Source organism: Pelatocladus sp. BLCC-F211 (assembly GCF_041928655.1).
Classification (GTDB): Bacteria; Cyanobacteriota; Cyanobacteriia; order Cyanobacteriales; family Nostocaceae; genus Pelatocladus.
Genome location: NZ_JBHFLM010000237.1, coordinates 1 through 19,840 on the forward strand (window position 1 = coordinate 1; position 19,840 = coordinate 19,840).

The 19,840-nt window shown below is 40.1% G+C and carries 17 protein-coding genes; 8 read left to right on the plus strand and 9 right to left on the minus strand.

The window, feature by feature from the left end; all coding sequences use genetic code 11:
* Positions 1-201: 201 nt before the first annotated feature.
* Positions 202-1,299: a S41 family peptidase gene (locus tag ACE1AT_RS28070; protein WP_374874416.1), complete on the minus strand. Its 1,098-nt coding sequence runs from the start codon at positions 1,297-1,299 to the stop codon at positions 202-204.
* Between the two features lie 226 nt (positions 1,300-1,525).
* On the opposite strand from ACE1AT_RS28070, the gene ACE1AT_RS28075 reads away from it, so the two are divergent.
* From ACE1AT_RS28075 to ACE1AT_RS28085, 3 genes are all read left to right on the plus strand, one after another.
* Positions 1,526-2,407: a helix-turn-helix domain-containing protein gene (locus ACE1AT_RS28075; protein ID WP_374874418.1), complete on the plus strand. Its 882-nt coding sequence runs from the start codon at positions 1,526-1,528 to the stop codon at positions 2,405-2,407.
* Between the two features lie 337 nt (positions 2,408-2,744).
* Positions 2,745-2,972, plus strand: a complete 228-nt coding sequence (locus tag ACE1AT_RS28080) for a ferredoxin family protein (protein ID WP_016862920.1) — start codon at positions 2,745-2,747, stop codon at positions 2,970-2,972.
* Between the two features lie 114 nt (positions 2,973-3,086).
* On the plus strand, positions 3,087-3,815 hold the full coding sequence (locus ACE1AT_RS28085) for an ABC transporter ATP-binding protein (protein WP_374874420.1): 729 nt from the start codon (positions 3,087-3,089) through the stop codon (positions 3,813-3,815).
* 288 nt (positions 3,816-4,103) lie between these two features.
* Here ACE1AT_RS28085 and ACE1AT_RS28090 read toward each other — a convergent pair whose 3' ends face one another.
* Both ACE1AT_RS28090 and ACE1AT_RS28095 read right to left on the minus strand, forming a co-directional pair.
* Positions 4,104-5,732, minus strand: a complete 1,629-nt coding sequence (locus tag ACE1AT_RS28090; protein WP_374874444.1) for an iron uptake porin — start codon at positions 5,730-5,732, stop codon at positions 4,104-4,106.
* A 157-nt stretch (positions 5,733-5,889) separates the two neighbouring features.
* Positions 5,890-6,495 carry a Crp/Fnr family transcriptional regulator gene (locus ACE1AT_RS28095; RefSeq protein WP_374874422.1) on the minus strand — a complete coding sequence of 202 codons (606 nt, stop codon included), beginning with the start codon at positions 6,493-6,495 and terminating at the stop codon, positions 5,890-5,892.
* A gap of 1,265 nt (positions 6,496-7,760) precedes the next feature.
* Here ACE1AT_RS28095 and rsmH point away from each other — a divergent pair.
* The 3 genes from rsmH (at position 7,761) to ACE1AT_RS28110 (ending at position 9,722) form a co-directional block, all read left to right on the plus strand.
* Positions 7,761-8,666, plus strand: a complete 906-nt coding sequence (rsmH, locus tag ACE1AT_RS28100) for a 16S rRNA (cytosine(1402)-N(4))-methyltransferase RsmH (protein WP_374874424.1) — start codon at positions 7,761-7,763, stop codon at positions 8,664-8,666.
* A gap of 160 nt (positions 8,667-8,826) precedes the next feature.
* On the plus strand, positions 8,827-9,024 hold the full coding sequence (locus ACE1AT_RS28105) for a hypothetical protein (RefSeq protein ID WP_374874426.1): 198 nt from the start codon (positions 8,827-8,829) through the stop codon (positions 9,022-9,024).
* A 488-nt stretch (positions 9,025-9,512) separates the two neighbouring features.
* The gene (locus tag ACE1AT_RS28110; protein WP_196797834.1) at positions 9,513-9,722 is read left to right on the plus strand and encodes a CopG family transcriptional regulator; all 210 of its coding nucleotides are present in this window, start codon (positions 9,513-9,515) and stop codon (positions 9,720-9,722) included.
* 65 nt (positions 9,723-9,787) lie between these two features.
* Here the strand turns inward: ACE1AT_RS28110 and ACE1AT_RS28115 are convergent, their stop codons facing one another.
* The 3 genes from ACE1AT_RS28115 to ACE1AT_RS28125 all read right to left on the minus strand — a co-directional run bounded on the left by ACE1AT_RS28115 (position 9,788) and on the right by ACE1AT_RS28125 (position 14,504).
* Positions 9,788-11,113 carry an ATP-binding protein gene (locus tag ACE1AT_RS28115; RefSeq protein ID WP_374874429.1) on the minus strand — a complete coding sequence of 442 codons (1,326 nt, stop codon included), beginning with the start codon at positions 11,111-11,113 and terminating at the stop codon, positions 9,788-9,790.
* Between the two features lie 751 nt (positions 11,114-11,864).
* The gene (locus ACE1AT_RS28120) at positions 11,865-13,784 is read right to left on the minus strand and encodes an ABC transporter ATP-binding protein (RefSeq protein WP_374874431.1); all 1,920 of its coding nucleotides are present in this window, start codon (positions 13,782-13,784) and stop codon (positions 11,865-11,867) included.
* A gap of 174 nt (positions 13,785-13,958) precedes the next feature.
* Entirely contained in the window at positions 13,959-14,504 is a 546-nt protein-coding gene (locus ACE1AT_RS28125; protein WP_374874433.1) for a single-stranded DNA-binding protein, read from the minus strand.
* A 410-nt stretch (positions 14,505-14,914) separates the two neighbouring features.
* On the opposite strand from ACE1AT_RS28125, the gene ACE1AT_RS28130 reads away from it, so the two are divergent.
* Entirely contained in the window at positions 14,915-16,273 is a 1,359-nt protein-coding gene (locus ACE1AT_RS28130) for an ABC transporter ATP-binding protein (protein ID WP_374874446.1), read from the plus strand.
* A 64-nt stretch (positions 16,274-16,337) separates the two neighbouring features.
* Here ACE1AT_RS28130 and ACE1AT_RS28135 read toward each other — a convergent pair whose 3' ends face one another.
* The 3 genes from ACE1AT_RS28135 to cysS are packed head-to-tail and all read right to left on the minus strand — an operon-like array spanning position 16,338 to position 18,267.
* Positions 16,338-16,598, minus strand: a complete 261-nt coding sequence (locus tag ACE1AT_RS28135; RefSeq protein ID WP_374874435.1) for a type II toxin-antitoxin system RelE/ParE family toxin — start codon at positions 16,596-16,598, stop codon at positions 16,338-16,340.
* Complete coding sequence (locus ACE1AT_RS28140) at positions 16,595-16,795, minus strand: hypothetical protein (protein ID WP_374874437.1); 201 nt, start codon at positions 16,793-16,795, stop codon at positions 16,595-16,597. Before ACE1AT_RS28140 ends, ACE1AT_RS28135 begins: the two co-directional genes overlap by 4 nt.
* Positions 16,796-16,824: 29 nt before the next feature.
* The gene (gene cysS / locus ACE1AT_RS28145) at positions 16,825-18,267 is read right to left on the minus strand and encodes a cysteine--tRNA ligase (protein ID WP_374874439.1); all 1,443 of its coding nucleotides are present in this window, start codon (positions 18,265-18,267) and stop codon (positions 16,825-16,827) included.
* 134 nt (positions 18,268-18,401) lie between these two features.
* Here cysS and ACE1AT_RS28150 point away from each other — a divergent pair, with 134 nt between their 5' ends.
* A complete protein-coding gene (locus tag ACE1AT_RS28150; RefSeq protein WP_374874441.1) occupies positions 18,402-19,538 on the plus strand; it encodes a CobW family GTP-binding protein in 1,137 nt (378 codons plus the stop codon).
* Positions 19,539-19,840 lie beyond the last annotated feature (302 nt).

Below are 19,840 nucleotides of genomic sequence, written 5' to 3' on the forward strand. Positions count from 1 at the left end.
TGCGGGGGTTTCCGAGCCAGCGCGTTGCGGAGGTTCCACGCCACCTGCTTTATGCCGGGGAACCCGTCCACCGCAGTGGCTCCTCCGTTGTAGCGACTGGCGTCCCGTTGTAGTACCTGGCGTCGGGTCAAGAGCGTTGTAGCACGTGGCGTGGACAAGGAGGACAAGGGAGAAAAAATCTATACACTGTTGGGCAAGTATTTATGAGTTAGTGCTAACGACGACTTTAATAGCCTTTTCAAGACACTGACTACTACTGTTTGCACATTCGGGTATTTCAATATCTGGTTGAACTCCTACACCCTCAATGGTGTTACCTTTGGGTGAAACTACTTGAACAGTCGGGACAATGAGAGCAAAGCCTTGCCATCTCAGTCTAAAAGCATCACCCCCAAACAGTGCGCCCATTGTGCGGGTTCCCAGTATTTTGGCAGCACGGTAGTCTTTGATGATTCCTGTGAAGAGGTCACACGATGAGCCGCACTGACCATCAACCAGAATAAAATGGGGTCTTGAATCTTTCTGAGCTTCTAACCGCGTGCGCCACTCAATATAAGAATGTTCCTTTCCAAGCTCTATTTCTGCTTTCGCTTTCCCATTAATTGCATCATCAAAATATCCTCGAAAGATATATGGTTCTTTTTTTTGCAAGCCTTCACGAGTTCTGTCTCTCCAAAGCAGTTTATTAGAACCAACGATGTCCTCAACCAGATAGCTAATGCTTGATCCATACCCTCCCCCATTTCCACGCAAATCAATGAGAATTATTTTGGCTTGAGAGAGTTGAGCTTTTCTCCGATCAAGTTCTGCTTTGGTAATCAGAGGAATGATGAAGCTTTTGACTCGGAGAATCCCAATTTTACCTCTCATTTCAGCTGAAACGGCTGGATCAGGTCTAGCATTTGATAAAGGTTTCTGTTCAATCATGCGAAATAATTTTTGACCCTCAACAGGGTCTAACAGTCGCAAGTGAGAAACTGAGAGTTTCTTCAATTGATTGCTGATATGTGTTGTTAATTCTGATCTTGACCAATTAGGTTTTGTCTCAACTTTGGCTAAAATTTCTCTTAAGTGCTGTTCTCGTTCATCTTTTTTGAATTTTGGATCAAAAATGTTACTCTCAAGTGTTTGATAAACGTCACGGATAAATAGCTTCGCTTCTGAAGAAGAGATAGTATTTGTACCTTTCAAAGTGGAGGATGTGAACCAATCTAGCGAAACATCTTGTTTCTGAGCTTGAGTAACCTTGCTGATACTTCCTTGACTCGATTGATGATCAAGTTGGGATTTATTGAACAATTGGCAGCTTGTCACGCTCACAAGTGTAATGATCAACAAGAACCTTGTTAAGTGTTTAGTCTTTGGCATAAACTCCATGCTGAAGCGTTGATGGCTTTTAAGAACTAGTTCAACCAGAGAAATCTATTATTAATAAGTTGTCTAGGGCTTGTCTTTCAAATTCCTGTGCAATTTATAAAAATCTTTTGATTTTACGCTTTGTTATTTCGCCAGTGAGGTCAAATTGATGTCTTCCCAAGCAACCGCTATGTGTCCAGCAGACGTAATCAAAGAGGAGTGGGTGCTGTCCAGACACATCCTTCAAGCGGGTGGGCTAATTGTGGAACATCAGCTTCAGCCGTCCGGGGAGTGTGAAGTATCGTCCGGGCTAACTCATCATTTCCTGGTTTTTGAACTGGGGAATGTGACACGCCAAGTTTTCCGTATCGGGAAGCAAGAGTATGACGGATCTCTACTGCAAGGCGAACTACTTCTGATTCCGGCTAAAGCTCCTTTTTTTGGAGCTTGTGAAACGACTGATGAAATTTTGGCATTGTTCATCGATCCAACTTTTCTACATCAAATGTCGTTGGAAGCAAATTGTCCCCACTCTGAGCAAGTTGAACTTCTCAGCGTTATAAGCACACGTGATCTGCAAATTGAATTGATTGTGCAGTCTATTCACAATGAAATCCAGCAAAACAGATGGGGAAGCAGATTGTATTTAGATTCTTTAGCAAACTTGTTAACAATTCATCTACTTAGAAACTATACTTCCAGCCCTCTTAAACTGCGAGAATACCAGGTAGGGTTAGGTGAATTTAGACTAAAACGGGTATTAGAATATATCAATGCCCATCTTGAACAAGATATTGAGTTAACCGATATTGCTGAAGTAGCAGACTTTAGCCAATGCTATTTTTCTAGTCTCTTTAAGCAATCAATGGGGATAGCTCCTTGGCAGTATGTAGTACAGCAGCGAGTTGAACGGGCAAAGAAGTTGTTAAAACAGCGTAATAAATCAATTTCAGAGATAGCATTACAGTGCGGTTTCAACAGTCAGAGTCACTTCACACAGCAATTTCGTAAAATGACAGGAGTCACACCTAAGACATATCGAGAATGTTGAGCCTTAAAGTTTGAACATTAAGCCTTAAAGCTTGAACGTTGAGGTTTGAAGGTCGAAGGTTGACGTTTGGGAAGCATCCCACTTTTTTCAATATACCGCTAAGGATTTAAATCCTTAGCTAATAGCACAAGTCGTCTGAAGACGGCTCAAACAAATCTCAAACAAATCAAGTAGTCTGCTTAAAGCAGACTTTCGCTATGAGACTGCGATTTCAATCGCAGCCGGGTTTTGAAATGATCCAAAATCCAAAATCTAAAATCGAATGACCAACTTATTGTTGTTAGTCTATAAAAAACTGTATTAAAGTACAGTAATTTTGATCCAAAAGAGGGGAACTATGCCACATACAATTGTTACAGATGTCTGTGAAGGCGTCGCGGATTGCGTAGATGCTTGTCCAGTTGCTTGCATTCATGATGGCCCAGGGAAAAATGTCAAAGGTACTGATTGGTATTGGATTGACTTCGCTACCTGTATTGACTGCGGTATATGTCTCCAAGTTTGCCCAGTAGAAGGTGCGATCGTCCCAGAAGAAAGACCTGAATTGCAAAAAACGCCATTATAGTTCATAGTCAAGAGTCAATAGTCAAGAGTACAGAGAATTTCAAATTGACCCTTGACTCTTGACCCTTGACCCTTGACCAATGACCAATGACCCTTGACCAATGACCAATGACCAATGACAAATGACTATTTACTAGAAGTTGATAATGTCCACGCTGGATATATTAAAGATGTTGATATTCTGCAAGGTGTAAATTTCTGTGTTTCTCCTGGGGAATTAGTCACGGTGATTGGCCCTAATGGTGCAGGAAAGTCAACTTTAGCAAAAGCCATTTTTGGATTGTTGACACCTCATACAGGGACCATCACTTTTAAAGGAGAAAATATCACTGGCTTAAAATCGAATCAAATTGTGCAGCGAGGGATGTGTTATGTACCGCAAATCGCCAATGTTTTTCCCTCCCTATCTGTAGAAGAAAATTTGGAAATGGGTGCTTTTGTCCGCGATGTTCCTCTTCAACCACTCAAAGACAAAATATTTACCATGTTTCCTCGACTGCGCGATCGCCGTCGTCAACGTGCTGGTACACTTTCTGGTGGTGAACGTCAGATGTTAGCCATGGGTAAAGCATTAATGTTAGAACCCAGTCTATTACTTTTAGATGAACCTTCTGCCGCCTTATCTCCGATTTTGGTAACTCAAGTATTTGAGCAGATCAAAGAAATTAACCGGGGAGGTACAGCCATTGTCCTAGTCGAACAAAACGCTCGCAAAGCCTTAGAAATGGCCCATCGCGGTTGCGTACTCGAATCTGGACGCGATGCAATCACAGGCCCCGGTCAAGAATTATTAAATGACCCTAAAGTCGGAGAATTATATTTAGGAGCAGGAAAAGGACATTAGACCTCTTGCAAAAGTCGAATGAACTCCCCTCAATCCCCTCATGAACGGGGAAAAGATTTAGTTCCCTCCCCGTAAACGGGGAGGGTTAGGGTGGGGTAAAAATATTTTTGCAAGAGGTCTATTGATCTTTTTGGCATAATTCCCAAATCCAATGACTTATAACCCACCGCGATCGCGTTCTAGGTCGTAAATAATTTGTGAGAATCGCAAAGATAAGATCCCCGACAACTCCTACGAAGTCGGGGATCTTGTATCTCACGAATAAATTAAGAAAGCTGTAACAACTAATTAGAAAGTGAAGGTGGTACGAAGTGTACCGACATAAACTGTCTCGTTGTTGTCATTATGCTCAGGATTTAAGATGACCACCAAACCTGGAGTAAAAGCAATATTGTCGTTCAACTGGTAACGATAGAGTGCTTCTATGTGGTAAGAATTGTCATCATCTTCACGCGCACTTATGTCATTATCGGTAACTTTAGGTGGTTGACCAAACTGAAAACCAAGCAAGTTACCCTCTTTACCGAAGTCTTTGAAAGCTACGTTAGCCATCCAATAGAAAGCATCCGCATTGTCACCTTCATTGGGACCACTCTTTGCTTCCGCGTTGGTGAAACCTGCCCAACCACCAACAGTCAACTTAGAACTGGGCTTGAAGTTAACTTCTGCACCGTAGTGGTTTGCAGCAGTAGCAACACCGCTACCAAAAGGTTGGTTGGCATTTGCGCTACCTGTAGATCCAAATAGGCTAACACCGCCAACACTATTTTGATAACTGCGGGCGTAAGTCAGACCAATATTGAATGCTCCATTTGGTTGGTAAGCAAGTTGAGCAAGAGCAGCATAGTTACCATCAAATAGACCTGCTCCATCAAGAGGACTACTAGCTACATTATTACTTCCACCGGCTAGATAACCCACTGACGCACTGAAAGCAGATCCTTCAGGTTTGAAATTAACAGTTATACCTGCACCACCGGAACCTTGGCGGTAGATGGGGCTGAAGCGACCATAGCGGGAAATCGCACCTTTTCCTGAACTAGCAAATTCAGAAAAGTTAGGAACGTTCTCCCAGAATTCACCGTTATTAGCATCTACCTTGACACGAATAGCATCACTGAGGTTGAAAGCGTAGTTGATTTTATCGATTTGAACCTCATTACCAGTGTTATTGTCATAGGCGAGGCGGGCCATGTTAGTACCGGTTGCTGTTCCAAAGTTAGGTATATTGCCAGCCTGCAAACGGATTTGCAGTTGGTCTGTACCCATGAAACTACTGTTCAAACTTAAGCGAACCCGGTCTGAGAAAGTAAAATTGTCATCTACATCATCCCCACTACCGTTAGCTTTCTCGTCTCCAAAAGCTCCACCGAAGTTGAAGATAGCTTCCCCAACTAACTTTGTGGTAGTGGAAAACTGGTTTGCTTCCAACTCAGCAGTGCGAGCTTCCAAAGCGTCTACACGACCGCGCAAAGTAGCTAGTTCCGCAGAAAATTCTTCTTGCAAACGCTGTAGGGTAGCCAAGTCTTCCTTTGTTACCAATTCAGCTGTTGCTGTAGCAATCAGTTCATTAACCCGATCCAAACAAGCATTCAAACCTGCGGCGAATTCATAACGGGTCATGGGACGGTTCCCACGATAAGTACCGTTGGGATAACCTGCAATACAACCGTAGCGTTCAACTAAAGACTGCAATGCTTGGAATGCCCAGTCTGTAGGCTGTACGTCAGAAAACTGAGAAACAGATGTTACTTGGCTCATGCCTTCAGTTGATCCTTGGGATAACTGAGTTACAGAAGTCACATCTTGACTAATTTCTTGGTTTACTTCTGCTGCAAAAGCATTATTGGCTGCAAATAATGTAGCAGCAAAAACAAGCGGACTCAGCTTCAGGGCGTTCCAGAATGGTTTTGTCATTTTGTTAGTCTCACTCACACCTACTGGCTCAATCATGATATACTTGTTCAAATAAATTTTTAATTAAATTCACTTGAGTTTTGAACCATGATTTTCAGTAACAATTGTACCAAAAGAAGCGGTGATTAACGCAAGTACCCACCGCTATTTTTAATTGTTATTTCATTAATGTATTTGGTAAACATAAAATAATTCTGCGTTTATGACGTAGTAAGTTACCTTCTTCCTCAAATTGTTGAAGAAGGCGAGTTACTGTCACTCTTGTTGTATTTAACACTTCTGCCATCTCTTGATGAGTAACGTTGAGCTCAATCAGCTTGCCTTGTTCTACATCGCGGCCAAATTTTTCACTTAGCCAAACCAAAAATTGCCACAAACGTAGAGAAATTGGTTTTCTATGTACAATGCTTAAAAGTTCCTCTGCTTGTTGAATATGAGTTATGAGAGCATTAACATCTTGATTCCAATGATGCGGGGGTACTACACTCACTTCTACACTGGTTAAACATTCTATTTGATAAGGCTTGACTCTTGAAAGAGGATGACCAATTAAATCCCCTGGTCCCCAATAGCCCAAAGTAATGAATGTTCCATCTTCGCTCCAAGTCAAGGTACGCACTGCTCCACGCTCGATTCGCCACAACACATCATTACGAGCTGGAATCACTTCTTTACGAGTAAAGATTCTTTGGGGTAAATTTGATGATAAGCTAGACTTATGTGATGCAATTGGGTTTTGTGTGTGACTGCTGGAATAAATCATTGGTGTTGTTGGGTTAGGATTATTAGCAACTCAAAGAAATTAGATAGATCACTAAAGTTAGTTCATCGCTGTAGCATATTTTATTTGCCACAGAGTTAAATTCGTGGCTAAAGTGATGGAAAGTAAAACTAGTGAGTGTTAAGAAGCATTAATGTAGACCAAAAGATAGATGTCAGGGGTGGAAAATTTTTGTAAATTCAGAAATACTTATTAGACTTGTCAAACAAAATACACATAAATTACTCCAAAAGTAACTTTTTGTAATATGGCTTATAACCATGTAGTTGGTTCATTAGACATGAATCAGGGATGATTTTAGGGTTATATATCGTACATATTTACAGGCATATATAAAATTCATCAAAAAAGGTTGTTAGGGAAATATTGTACTTTTGTAACTAACCTGTTAAGTTAATTTGATACTTTCAAATTAAGGGGTTACTACAAAGTTTACTCGTAAAGATGCAGCAAAATTAATCAAATGTGCTGTTAATTGCTTAATCGTTGATTAATTATTATTGCATTTTACGTTAATTGAGAATAATTATTAACTAATTTTGCTTATAACAATGATAACAACCGCAAATTTGGAAGATGCATCACTCATCTTTGTAAACTAATCCGAGTAAGTTGAAACTTGACGAGTTTGCAAAAATTCTTCACTTGTTGTCTTCATTAATGAGAATTCTCTGCTTTCTAAAGCTTGTTTGTTGCTAATACTATTGTCTTCTCCAAGGTTTTGTATATAAAGAAACATTGTTCTTTCTGGTATTTTGATTGCAAGCTAGGGGTTTCTGCACCAAGATACCAGTTTTGTAGGTTGAAATACAAATTTAGCCTTCTGTGATGGTATGGTACAATACTCTGCCTGCCACTTTTGTATTACATTCCCTAGAGAATTCAGTGTTTTTGCATCTGTCTACGGGTAATAATCATCAGTTTATTTGATTACACATAAGCCACTGTTTAGATGGCAAATATTATTATGTGGTACTTGGTTAATTTAGTATTCAAAGTTTAAGAACAGGTAAGCTTTACATGAAATGTAAGTTAGATTACAAATCATCTACTGTTCTCGAAGAATTGGTTTAGGCTAACGTTATGGTTATTGTTAACTTTGGAAGTATAAGAACTCAAAGTAATGGTTTGTCATCAATTCTTGATGATTTAGCACTTCCTTAGATAATGAAGCTTTGATTTGAACATATCAATTAGACAGTCAGGGCTAATCAACAGACCTACTGTGTTTATTTCTCTTTATCCATATGAATTCTCCTTCCACTGAACCGATAGATATTGAAGAACCGACTTTTTCTCATATTCCTGTCTTACCTCAAGCAGTGATTGAGGGTTTAGCGGTACGTCCTAGTGGACATTATTTAGATGCAACAGTGGGAGGTGGAGGTCACACTCGTTTAATTTTAGAATCTGCAACCGATGTGCGAGTCACTGCTGTTGACCAAGATGAGGATGCTTTGGCGGCGGCGCAAAAGGAATTAGCTGAGTTTGGAGAACGTGTCACATTCGTCCATTGTAATTTTGCTGCTTACGAATTTCCATCTAGTAGTTTCGCTGGTATTCTCGCTGATTTGGGAGTGAGTTCTTACCATCTGGACACAGCAAACAGGGGTTTTAGCTTTCGTCATGAAGCTAATTTGGATATGCGAATGAATAAACAACAATCTCTGACAGCAGCAGATGTGATTAATGATTGGGATGAGGCTGAATTAGCAGATATTTTTTTTAAATACGGAGAAGAAAGACTCTCACGGCGCATTGCTAAACGCATTGTCGAACAGCGTCCGTTTGAGACTACCACACAGTTAGCACAGGCGATCGCCTACAGTGTTCCCCCCAAATACCGTTATGGCAGAATTAGCCCTGCAACTCGTGTTTTCCAAGCACTGCGAATTGTGGTCAATGACGAGTTAAAGTCTTTAGAAACCTTGATCGCCAAAGCACCACAGGCGCTTGTACCTGGTGGCAGAATTGCAATTATCAGTTTTCATAGCTTGGAAGACCGTTTGGTTAAACATGGTCTGAGGAATTCACCTTTGTTAAAGGTTTTGACAAAAAAGCCAATCACTGCACAAGAAGAAGAAATTGTCAATAATCCTCGTTCTCGTTCTGCAAAATTAAGGATCGCTGAGAGGGTGGGAATCGATGATTAGGGATTCTCCAGAGGAGACGCTACGCGTAGACGCGCAAGCGGCTTCTCACAGAGTACGGGGACAAGGAGGACAAGGGGAGCCACTGCGCCCTTGCGGGTTAAGAGCGTTGTAGCACGTGGTGTGGACAAGGGAAGGGGGACGAAGCGGAGAATAAACACTATTGACCTTTGACCAACTAGCAACTATTACTAAATCAGTTGAACCACTGAGACTCAAGCACTCTGGACAACTCGCTGCTGTCAGTATCTTATTGAACTTCAAACCAGATACTTACATGGAAGCTTTTCGTGAGAAGATTAGTAAGCATAATAGGCAATCTTCTTCATCTACTTCCGAACCAACTCGGATTACTGGTTGAGTAAGCAAACAAGTCATCAAATGTATTTGATTTTGTTAGCAATTTGATCAAATATGTGTTTATTGATAGTTTTTGCTACTTTTAATCATAAACTTGTAGCGGTAATTACTGAAAAACTTAACATGGGATTTATACCTTAGACGTATGGAAACCAAGTCTTCAAAACAGTAATTTCTTAAAAAGAACAACATCATAGAAGCCTTTATTGGTTCCGATAAAAAAAGCCAGCCTGTCTTTTTGGGGTGCAACTAGTGAATGAGAAAATTCAATAATTTCTTGTTAGTGTAGCGACGCCTTTATAGGGTATCCCCTAAAAGAGGCTGGTCTTCCATTGCTTCATGTATTTAGTACATGGACATAATTAAATGTGAAAGAGATTCCTAGTTTGTAGTAAGCGCTACTCTTACTCGTTACTAGAAACTTTTGTTTATTTATGTTCATCTACATATTTCTAAACCCACCAAAAAAATTTAGGTAAATACTCAGTAATGATGAATAAAAAATGGGCAACCAAGCGAATCACCCTAAACCTAGCTTCCGGTGAAGCCGAAAAGCTGGAACGATATTGTCAACAAACTGGAAGACCAGCAACAGATGTGATTAGGGAACTTATTCGAGGATTACCTATACAATTGCAAACTGACTTAAACCCCATTGAACAGAATTACTCAACTACAATCGGGCAATTGCGAATATAATTTAAAATTCATAATTAGAACTCATAATTTATAAGCAAAAATTATGAATTATGAGTTAATTATCTTTAATGATTGCTATGAACGACTCTTGGTAACTCAACACGAAAAGTTGAACCTTCAGCGAGTTTACTTTCCACAGTCACACTGCCTTTCATCAAGCGAACTAATTGGTCTACAATTGCTAGTCCTAAACCAGTACCGCCGTGTTTGCGTGTGAGACATTGGTTAACTTGCCGAAATTCTTGGAAAATATTTTTTAAATCAGCTTCGCTAATGCCTATACCTGTATCTTTTATGATTAACATCACTCTGTCTTGAATTTCTAAGACTTCAACATTTACATTACCTATATCAGTGAATTTAATCGCATTGGAAAGCAAATTAACTAAAATTTGTCGAACGCGATCGCTATCATTAATAATCTGAGGCTCTTTGAGGTTAATATCAACATTTATAGTTAAATTTTTCTGCTGGGCTAAACAATATAGTTCTTGAACAGTTGTTGTTACCAATTCAGCCAAATTAAATTCTTCCAGATTCAACTCCAGCCGTCCAGCTTCCAGCTTGGAGAAATCTAGTATATCTTCAATCAGCGCGAGTAGACGTCTGGCACTAGATAAAATACGTTCTACCATGCTTCTTGCCTGGGTTGGAAACTGATTATACGGGTGGCGTAGCAATAGTTGGGAAAAGCCCAAAATCGCATTCATTGGGGTACGCAGTTCATGAGACATTACCGCCAAAAACTGTGATTTGAGCCTTGTAGCTTCTTGTAATTGCAAATTTTCATTTCTGATCGCCTGTAACTGTTCTTCTGCTTGCTTGCGGGTGGTAATATCCCTGATCAACCAACACCAGCCTTGAGGATTACCTTCGCGATCGCACATTGTAGTTACACTGATGGCGGCGTCAAATTCAGTTTGTTCCCGCGTTAGCATAGGAATTTCCCAATCTTGAATTTGTTTAATCTGCTGCAAACTAATTAGCTGGGAACGAAAGGCACGACGCTGATTTTCTGGGACAAAATTGATCAGTAATTTACCTTGGATGTATTTTTGTGATATTTTAAACAAAGTAGTAGCAGTGCGATTTGCTTCTAATATTTTGCCTTCAGTATTAGTTACTAAATAGGCATCTGGGGCAAAATCAAATAGTTCTTTGTAGCGTTGACGTTCCACATCCAACGCATATCGAATATTTCTTAACTCCTCATTCTGTTGGCGTACTTCTTCTTCTGCTACTCTGAGTTCTTCTAATGCTGTGTTAAGTTCCTCAAGAGAATCATGCAGAATTTCTGATGAGGGTAATGGTGAAGTGTTGGCATGATTTTCTAGCGCATCAGCACGTTGACGCACAGCCTTTATTTGTTGGGTCAATTCGGAGGCGTTCACACTGAAACTCCTAGTAGTTATTGCTGGTTTTTTTATTAAATTATGTAAAAATATCAGATTAATTAGCACTATAAAAGCTATCGAAAAAACTCTGAGGTATTAAATTTATCTGGTGAAACTGATTGATTAATGAAGTCGGGAGAGCAAGAGGGAAGTAATTTTGGCATATTCAAGGAAATTAAAATTTTAAAAAAATGTTAAATTTTTTGATGGCATATCTTGCAATAATCAAATCATAGCTTCTCAAACTAATTATTTAACAAAATTTGCCCCTGTGTTGAGTATTGCTTGATTATGTAAACAAGATTTAATCTTTTTTTTAACTCAACTATTGCAATGTTTTAATTAAAAGCCATAAGCTCTAATTTTTGTCACTTTATTTAACATCTTAATTAGTTTTTGAGAGGCTACCACCCCCCGTCCGTTATAAATACGGCAAAATTTGATCTTCCAAAAGTTTAAATATGGATCATAAATTTATAAATTTTAGTTGGGAAATCAATGTAATTTTCACAAGCAAACTCATCTATAAAATAGAACGCACAGCTTTCAATTGATTAAGAGTGACACATATATAATTGCTTTTTTATCTCCTTAGCGAGTGATAAAAAACAGCTTCTAAAGTATGAAATTAAGACTCTACCAATGACAAATGACCAATGACGACTCGAAGTGACATACTCCCGACGCTGCCCTTGCGGGTCGGTGTAGGTAGTTCACCCTACTTATTCGTTTCGGTCAATTTCCTCCATTAACAAGATTCACTAATAGGTGATGGTTGGGAGGAGCGATGTAATTGGCGCTGTTGGACTCGTTCGCGACTACCTGTAGGAATCGAAGCAATTAATTTTTGTGTATATTCTTGTTTGGGTTCGCGGTAAATTTTTTCTGCGATACCTTGCTCGACAATTTCACCGTTATTCATGACCAAAATGCGATCGCTCATAAATTTCACCACGCTTAAATCGTGGGAAATGAAAATGTAAGTTAAACCAAACTCGCTTTGCAATTCTTTGAGCAAATTCAGCACCTGCGCCTGTACTGATACATCCAATGCTGAAACCGATTCATCGCAAATGATAAACTTAGGATTCAAAGCCAAAGAACGAGCAATACAAATTCTTTGGCGTTGACCACCAGAAAACTGATGAGGATAGCGGTTCATTGCATCTGCACTCAAACCGACTCGTTCTAATAGATAAGCAGCGCGTTTTTGTCTTTCTTGCTTTTTATTACCAATCGAGTGAATCTGCAATGGTTCCATGATCGCATCCCCTATCTTCATCCGGGGATCAAGGGAACTAAACGGGTTTTGAAAAACTATTTGCATTTCCCGTCGTAGTTTTTGCAATGCTTCTCTCTTGAGAGTTGTGATATCTTGTTCCTCAAAGAAAATTTGACCACTCATCGGTTCGATTAAGCGTAGCAAAGTTCTGCCCAAGGTAGTTTTGCCACAACCAGATTCTCCCACCAATCCTAGAGTTTCGCCTTTTTTGACATCGAAAGAAACCCCATTGACGGCCATATGGTAACGTTTTGTACCACCAAACATACCTTTGATGGGAAAACCAACTTTGAGATCCTTGATTTGGAGTAGAGGTTCTTCGTTTTCTAAATCTGCTAATCTTTGCGCTATTTCTTCGGGCGTGATGTCTGGTGGTTCTGTGGGTTCTTTCCCTTGAATCACAAGTTCTCCCGTCGTTGGTATTTCCTCAACGTTCATGTAGTCGGAAACAGTCAATAGTTTGTGGGGATGGCGGTTGAGTGTCGGGCGACAAGCCACCAAACCTTTAGTATAGGGATGTTGAGGATTAGCAAAAATTGTGGCGGCGTTGTCGAATTCGACAATTTGACCTCTGTACATCACCGCAACTGTATCAGCAATTTCGGCAATTAAGCCTAAGTCGTGGCTGATAAAAATCAAGGCCATGTCGCGACTAGCTTGTAATTCTCGCAACAAATCAATAATAGTTGCTTGCACCGTCACATCTAAAGCGGTGGTTGGTTCATCAGCAATTAATACCAACGGATTGCAAGAAATAGCCATTGCAATCATTACCCGTTGCAACTGACCCCCCGAAAGTTCATGAGGATAACGTTCGAGGATGGCTTCTTTGTGTTGCTTGACTAACTTGAGTAGCTTTTGTTCGTCTAAGCTCGATGAAGCTAAAGCTGAATGTTGCCAAGTGTCAATATACTGCTGTCGGATCTTTTCATCACTTGGTAGCAATTTTACTTCTTGCAGACCTGCGATCGCTTTTTGTTTTGCTTCTGCTTTGGAAATATTCTGGTGTCGTAAAATTGCTTCTGTCAGTTGAAATCCGATGGTATACACAGGATTAAGCGAACTCATCGGTTCTTGAAAAATCATGGCGATATCGCCACCCCGATGTAGTTGTATCTCTTTAGGAGACAAATCTACCAAATTAATGGGTTCACTAGTTTCATTCGCACGAAACCAAATTTCTCCACCTGCGATCCTACCCGGAGATTGCAACAAACCCATCACTGCCAAAGCTGTGACTGATTTCCCACTCCCCGACTCTCCTACTATCCCTAGAGTCTCACCTCGATGCAATTGAAAAGAAATTCCATCTATAGCTTTGATGATCTTGCGATCGCCAGCAAAGTCAACCTGCAAATTGCGAACATCTAGGACTGTTTCTTTCATAGGAAGTCGGGGTTAAACTTGATTGAAAATAAACAGGATCTTAACATTCACTAGGCAAAGTAGGGGAAAGGGGAAAGGGGAAAGGGGACAAGGAAGATAAGTGAGACAAGGGAGAATTATTTAACAAGTCTCTTCCCAATCCCCAATCCCCGATCTCCGATCTCCTTTCCCCTCTTAAAACGGGATGTCGTCAATATCTGGTTCTGGGTTTGGGGCTACGGGAGGATAGGAAGTACGTTCCGGTTTTGAGGTTTGGGGAACAGGTTGGGAGTAATTATTTTGGGAAGCGACACCAGCATTACTAGTTGCTGGAGTTGCTGTTGGAAGTGGTCGTTCGTAACTAGAAACTGCTTTTTGAGGAGTAGGAACTGGTGCTGAGGGTGGTGCTGTGGTTACAAAAGACTCACCCATGTTTAAATTTGCAACTAAAGGATAAATTTTTTGTACTGTTAATTCAGCACGTTTTTCTTTAAAACCTTCTGGACGGTCAATGGTATGCATACCTAAACGTCCTTCTACAAGGATGCGATCGCCAATGTGGTAGTTCTGCTGAATGTCTTTAGCCATATTGCCCCAGCCTACCACTTTTAAATTGGCTGCTGGTTCACCTTCTCGCAATCCAGAAAACTGCACCAGCATTTCTGTTATTTCCAATCCATCTGGTGTAAAACGCAGTTCTGGTTCTTTAACAATTTCTACCATTAAAATACAGCTGTTCATTAAAGTTCTCCTTGAAAATAGGTGTTGGGGATTGGGGATTGGGGAAAGAATATTAAATTATGTTTGTGTTTTCAAGCATATGAGTGTCTAAATTAAAAATATTGTTAATGATAATTAATGTGTAATAACTAATTATTAATTTAGTCTAATCAGTCATTACTAATGACTACCCTGACTTATTTAATTTCATGCGCTTGGCTTTGAGAATGTTTTAACATAAAAGCCAAGGAAGTACGGCTAACATTACTATTTTAGTACTAAAGTACTATATATGTCTTTAACTTTTCGTAGCCACTACAAACGTGTATCATGAGCGCTTAAGCCTAAGTGTACTTTGTCATTTGTTGAAAGTTATTAACTCTTGACAAATGACAAATAAAAAATGACCATTGACGATTGCTGAAAAACTCGTGACGCAAGTAAATTTAGAAAACGTTTATAAAAGTTTTCCTCCTCGTCGAGGAGAAAGTGTTACTTCTCAAACCCAACTGGTATTGAATGGGCAGAAAAAGGAAGCTATTACCTCGAAAGCTGGAGATGGTGTGAATGTCTTACGGCGAATTAACCTCACTGTGGCAGATGGTGAATTTATGGTGCTGGTGGGGCCTTCTGGTTGTGGTAAAAGCACCTTGCTGCGGTTAATTGCTGGTTTGGAAGTCATGACTGGAGGCAATATTTGGGTAGGCGATCGCTTAGTTAATGATCTTCCCCCCAAAGAACGAGATATTGCCATGGTGTTTCAAAACTACGCCCTCTATCCCCATATGTCGGTATATGACAATATTGCTTTTGGACTCAGACGGCGTTCTCAGAAGGAAGATACGGGAACACAACAACACCCAGACGCGACGAGTCCTATCTCCGTGTCCCCGCGTCTCCCTGTCTCCGCGTCAGGATTCTCAGACTTAACCGAAAATCTCCTTGTAGGTATGACAAGAAATTTACCCAAGGGACTCCGTTATATTTCTGAGAAAGAACGGGCAGTAAATGAACAGGTAAAATACGTTGCCCAGTTATTACAAATTGAAGGGTTGTTAAATCGTTTACCTAAACAATTATCCGGGGGACAAAGACAAAGAGTAGCACTGGGAAGGGCAATCGCACGCAATCCACAAGTTTTTCTTATGGATGAACCGCTTTCTAACCTAGATGCGAAACTGCGCGCCGAAACCCGCGCCCAAATTGTCAAACTGCAACGCCAGCTAGGGACGACGACAATTTACGTTACCCACGATCAAACAGAAGCGATGACAATGGGCGATCGCATTACAATTCTCAATCAAGGTCAAATTCAACAAGTTGCCCAGCCCTTAGAACTATATAATCATCCCGCGAATCTATTTGTAGCTGAATTCATTGGTTCACCGCCCATGAATTTTATTCCAATTCAATTTCATGCCCCTTTATTAATTACTAACGGCGATTTTCGCCTCACCTTACCAGAATTTTGGGGCAATGCCCTACAAAAATACGACGGACGTACTTTGATTTTAGGCATCCGTCCAGAACATTTAACTTTGAGTGTCCCAGCTACCAAAAATCTACCCGTACAAGTCGAATTAGTAGAAAACCTTGGCAATGATAGTTATCTATCTACAAAACTTATCGGTTCTAGTTTCCAACAACCTGTGACTTCTTCTGGTAATTCTTTGCAAGTGCGAGTCCCGCCAGAAAGGATAGTACACCTTGGCGAACAACTATGGTTATCCCTAACACCAGAAAAACTCCACTTTTTTGATCCAGAAACAGAATTGGCAATATTTCCTTAAATCAAGAAACTTTTTTGCTCTTGTCACGGGTATAAATAATGCCTACAGTTATCTCATTAATTGGCTATTTCTTGTAAACGTCTTTACGATGCCCAACTTTAACAACTTTGACTATTAGTAAATCATCTTTGACCTCATACAAAATACGATATTTGCCGACACGAACACGGTAAATATTTTCACTGTCTTCTAACTTTACAACTCCATCAGAACGTGGATTTTCTGCTAACTCTTGAATCTTCTCTTCAATTCGTAGCTTGATATCTTCAGGCAGCTTTTTTAATTGTTTAGCTGCCCGACTTGTAATTTCTACTTGATAAATCACGCGGTTTCTCGTTTGTATTGTTCCCAAGAAATAGTAGTATCGTTTTTTGCCGCATGAATATCTCGAACATCTTCTTCATCTTCGCTTTTGCGAATTTTTAATAACTCTAAAACATCTTCTAAAGTATCTTCATAAGCCTGTTCCAATTCCTCGTAAATTGCTTTGAGTAGCGCTTGTCTGGTTTTTGCATTTTCCATTTGTCACCTCATAAATTTTTTTACATTAATTATCCCCTATGCCAACGAGTACCCTCACGGCTGTCGATTAAAGTCACGCCCTGGGCTTGCAATTCATCGCGGATGCGATCGGCTTCGGCAAAATTCTTTGCTTTTCTGGCTTCTTGCCGTTTTTGAATTAAATCCTCGATTTCTGCTTCAGTAATACCACTACTATTATTTGTTTCTGCTGTGACTTTAGCTTCTAAACCCAAAACCCCAGCTAAAGTCACCAGAGTCTGCCATTGTTTAGATAACTTCTCTGGTGGTGTTTCAGTTTTACCTTCATGCACCAACAGATTCCCTTCCCGCCGTAGTTCTTTGGCGAGTTCAAATAATACTGCTAGGCTTCCAGAGAAATTAAAGTCATCATCTCCTGATTCTTCAAATCGTTTGATGATTTCTTTATCTAAGTGATTTACGTCATTACCAAAGCCAAATTTTTGACCGTGTTCGTAGCCGAAGAGTAAACCTTCTTTGAGGGTTTTCCAACTACTTTCAGCAGTGGCGATCGCTTCATCGGTAAAATCTAGTGGTTTGCGATAGTGTGCTTGCAAGACAAAGTAGCGCACCGCCATTGGATCAACAGGACGATCTAATAATTCTCGAATGGTAGTAAAGTTACCCAGAGACTTGGACATTTTTTTACCATCTACCATCACCATGCCGTTATGCATCCAGTAGTGTGCTAAGGGTTTATTAATAGCACCTTCTGACTGGGCTATTTCATTTTCATGATGAGGGAAAATTAAATCACCACCACCACCATGAATATCAATTGTTTCACCCAGTTGCGATCGAATCATCGCAGAACATTCAATGTGCCATCCTGGACGACCCTTACCCCAAGGCGAGTCCCAAGCTGGTTCTTCTGGTTTAGCAGCTTTCCATAAAGCAAAATCAAAGGGGTGCTGTTTTTTACTTTCCTGATCTTCAGCATCTACTCTGCCACTAGCACCAGCTTGCATCTGTTCTAGTTCTCGCCCAGATAGTTTGCCGTAAGTAGGGAAATGCTCGACTCTGTAGTAAACATCACCACTAGCCGCATAAGCGTAATCTTTTGCTATTAAAGCTTGAATCATGGCATGAATTTCAGGAATATGTTCCGTTGCACGGGGATATTCATCCGCATCCATGACGTTTAAACGACGGATATCTTCAAAATAAGCATCGATAAAACGATGTGATACTGCTTCCATCGTTGTACCTTGTTCTCTGGCACGATTGAGAATCTTATCGTCAATGTCGGTAAAATTCTGGATGTAACGCACTTGATAACCGCGCCATTGCAGATAACGACGTATAGTATCCCAAACTATGTAGGAACGAGCATGACCCAAATGGCAATAGTCATACACCGTCACGCCGCAGCAATACATCTTAACTTTTCCAGGCTCAATTGTTTCCAAAGGTTCTTGGCGACGAGTGAGGGTATTGTAAACAGTTAGGGTCATAACACAGTAATACTGAATTGAGATACGCAATAATAGGTTAAAGCAACTGGGACGTTGATCCAGCATCCCTATGCTAGTGTTTTATGGACTCTCTACGCTACATTCTCTAGTTTGACTCATTTGATGGCAGTGTTATGCAAGCAGCTACTTCTGAATCTCATGCAATGGAAACCCCAAAACAAGGATTACCAGTAACAATTATTACTGGTTTTCTTGGCAGTGGCAAAACAACTTTACTCAATCATATCCTGAGCAATCAGCAGGGTTTAAAAACTGCTGTTTTAGTCAATGAATTTGGTGAAATTGGCATCGACAACGAGTTAATTATCTCTACCGACGATGATAATAATATGGTGGAGTTAAGTAACGGTTGTATATGTTGCACCATTAATAATGATTTAGTTGATGCCGTTTACAAAGTTTTAGAACGTCAAGAAAACATAGATTATCTGGTTGTAGAAACAACTGGACTTGCAGACCCGCTACCAGTTGCTTTAACATTTCTTGGCACAGAATTACGAGATTTAACTCGTCTTGATTCGATTATCACTGTTGTAGATGCGGCAAATTATAGCCTAGATTTATTTAATTCTCAGGCAGCTTATAGTCAAATTGCCTATGGTGATGTAATTCTGTTGAATAAGACAGATTTAGTTTCTCAAACAGAATTAGAAACACTAGAAACTAAAATTCGTGAGGTTAAGGAAGGTGCGAGAATTATTCGTACCAACAAAGCACAAGTACCATTACCTTTAATTCTCAGTGTTGGTCTGTTTGAGACAGACAAGTATTTTGACACCGTCGAAGCACATACTCACGACCATCATCATCACGACCATGATCATGACCATTCAGAATGCGGTCACGACCACCATGACCATGATCATGATCATTCAGAATGCGGTCACGACCACCATGACCATGATCATCACCATCATTCCAATCATTTGGAAAATGATGGCTTCACCTCACTATCTTTTGAGAGCGAAAAACCGTTTGCAATCAGGAAATTTCAGTATTTCTTAGATAACCAACTTCCTGAGAATATTTTTCGCGCTAAGGGAATAATGTGGTTTGAGGAAAGTCCCAAGCGACATATTTTTCACCTTTGCGGTAAACGTTTTACTCTAGATGACGAAGAATGGAAAGGTGAAAAGAAAAATCAGTTGGTACTGATTGGTCAAAATCTAGATCATGACAAGTTGCGAGAACAATTAGAAAACTGTTTATGTATTCCTTCTACAACTCGCGGTAAAGGGTTTGCGAAATAGTTATTGGTCATTGGTCATTGGTTATTGGTCATTGGTCATTAGAATGAGTAAGGGCTAATGACCAAGTCCCTTTGGCGCGAAGGAAGTCTTAATTAGTTTTTCTTATTCTTGTGATTCTTCAGACTCTGAAATATCCAACTGTTGTAAATAAAGAATACAGTATTAAACCTCGTCCATCTTGAAAAGAGGAGTTTTTCAAAAAGGACATTATGTAGGTTGGGTGGAACGGAGTGTAACCCAACATTAACCAGACTATAATGTTGGGTTTCGCTGTCGCTACACCCAACCTACAAAACTACAGT

Bases quoted from the DNA above. Each gene is read 5' to 3' on its own strand.
- ACE1AT_RS28075 (WP_374874418.1), top strand. From the start codon at position 1,526: ATGTCTTCCCAAGCAACCGCTATGTGTCCAGCAGACGTAATCAAAGAG.
- ACE1AT_RS28080 (WP_016862920.1), top strand. From the start codon at position 2,745: ATGCCACATACAATTGTTACAGATGTCTGTGAAGGCGTCGCGGATTGC.
- ACE1AT_RS28085 (WP_374874420.1), top strand. From the start codon at position 3,087: ATGACAAATGACTATTTACTAGAAGTTGATAATGTCCACGCTGGATAT.
- ACE1AT_RS28090 (WP_374874444.1), bottom strand. From the start codon at position 5,732: ATGACAAAACCATTCTGGAACGCCCTGAAGCTGAGTCCGCTTGTTTTT.
- ACE1AT_RS28095 (WP_374874422.1), bottom strand. From the start codon at position 6,495: ATGATTTATTCCAGCAGTCACACACAAAACCCAATTGCATCACATAAG.
- rsmH (WP_374874424.1), top strand. From the start codon at position 7,761: ATGAATTCTCCTTCCACTGAACCGATAGATATTGAAGAACCGACTTTT.
- ACE1AT_RS28110 (WP_196797834.1), top strand. From the start codon at position 9,513: ATGATGAATAAAAAATGGGCAACCAAGCGAATCACCCTAAACCTAGCT.
- ACE1AT_RS28120 (WP_374874431.1), bottom strand. From the start codon at position 13,784: ATGAAAGAAACAGTCCTAGATGTTCGCAATTTGCAGGTTGACTTTGCT.
- ACE1AT_RS28125 (WP_374874433.1), bottom strand. From the start codon at position 14,504: ATGAACAGCTGTATTTTAATGGTAGAAATTGTTAAAGAACCAGAACTG.
- ACE1AT_RS28140 (WP_374874437.1), bottom strand. From the start codon at position 16,795: ATGGAAAATGCAAAAACCAGACAAGCGCTACTCAAAGCAATTTACGAG.
- cysS (WP_374874439.1), bottom strand. From the start codon at position 18,267: ATGACCCTAACTGTTTACAATACCCTCACTCGTCGCCAAGAACCTTTG.
- ACE1AT_RS28150 (WP_374874441.1), top strand. From the start codon at position 18,402: ATGCAAGCAGCTACTTCTGAATCTCATGCAATGGAAACCCCAAAACAA.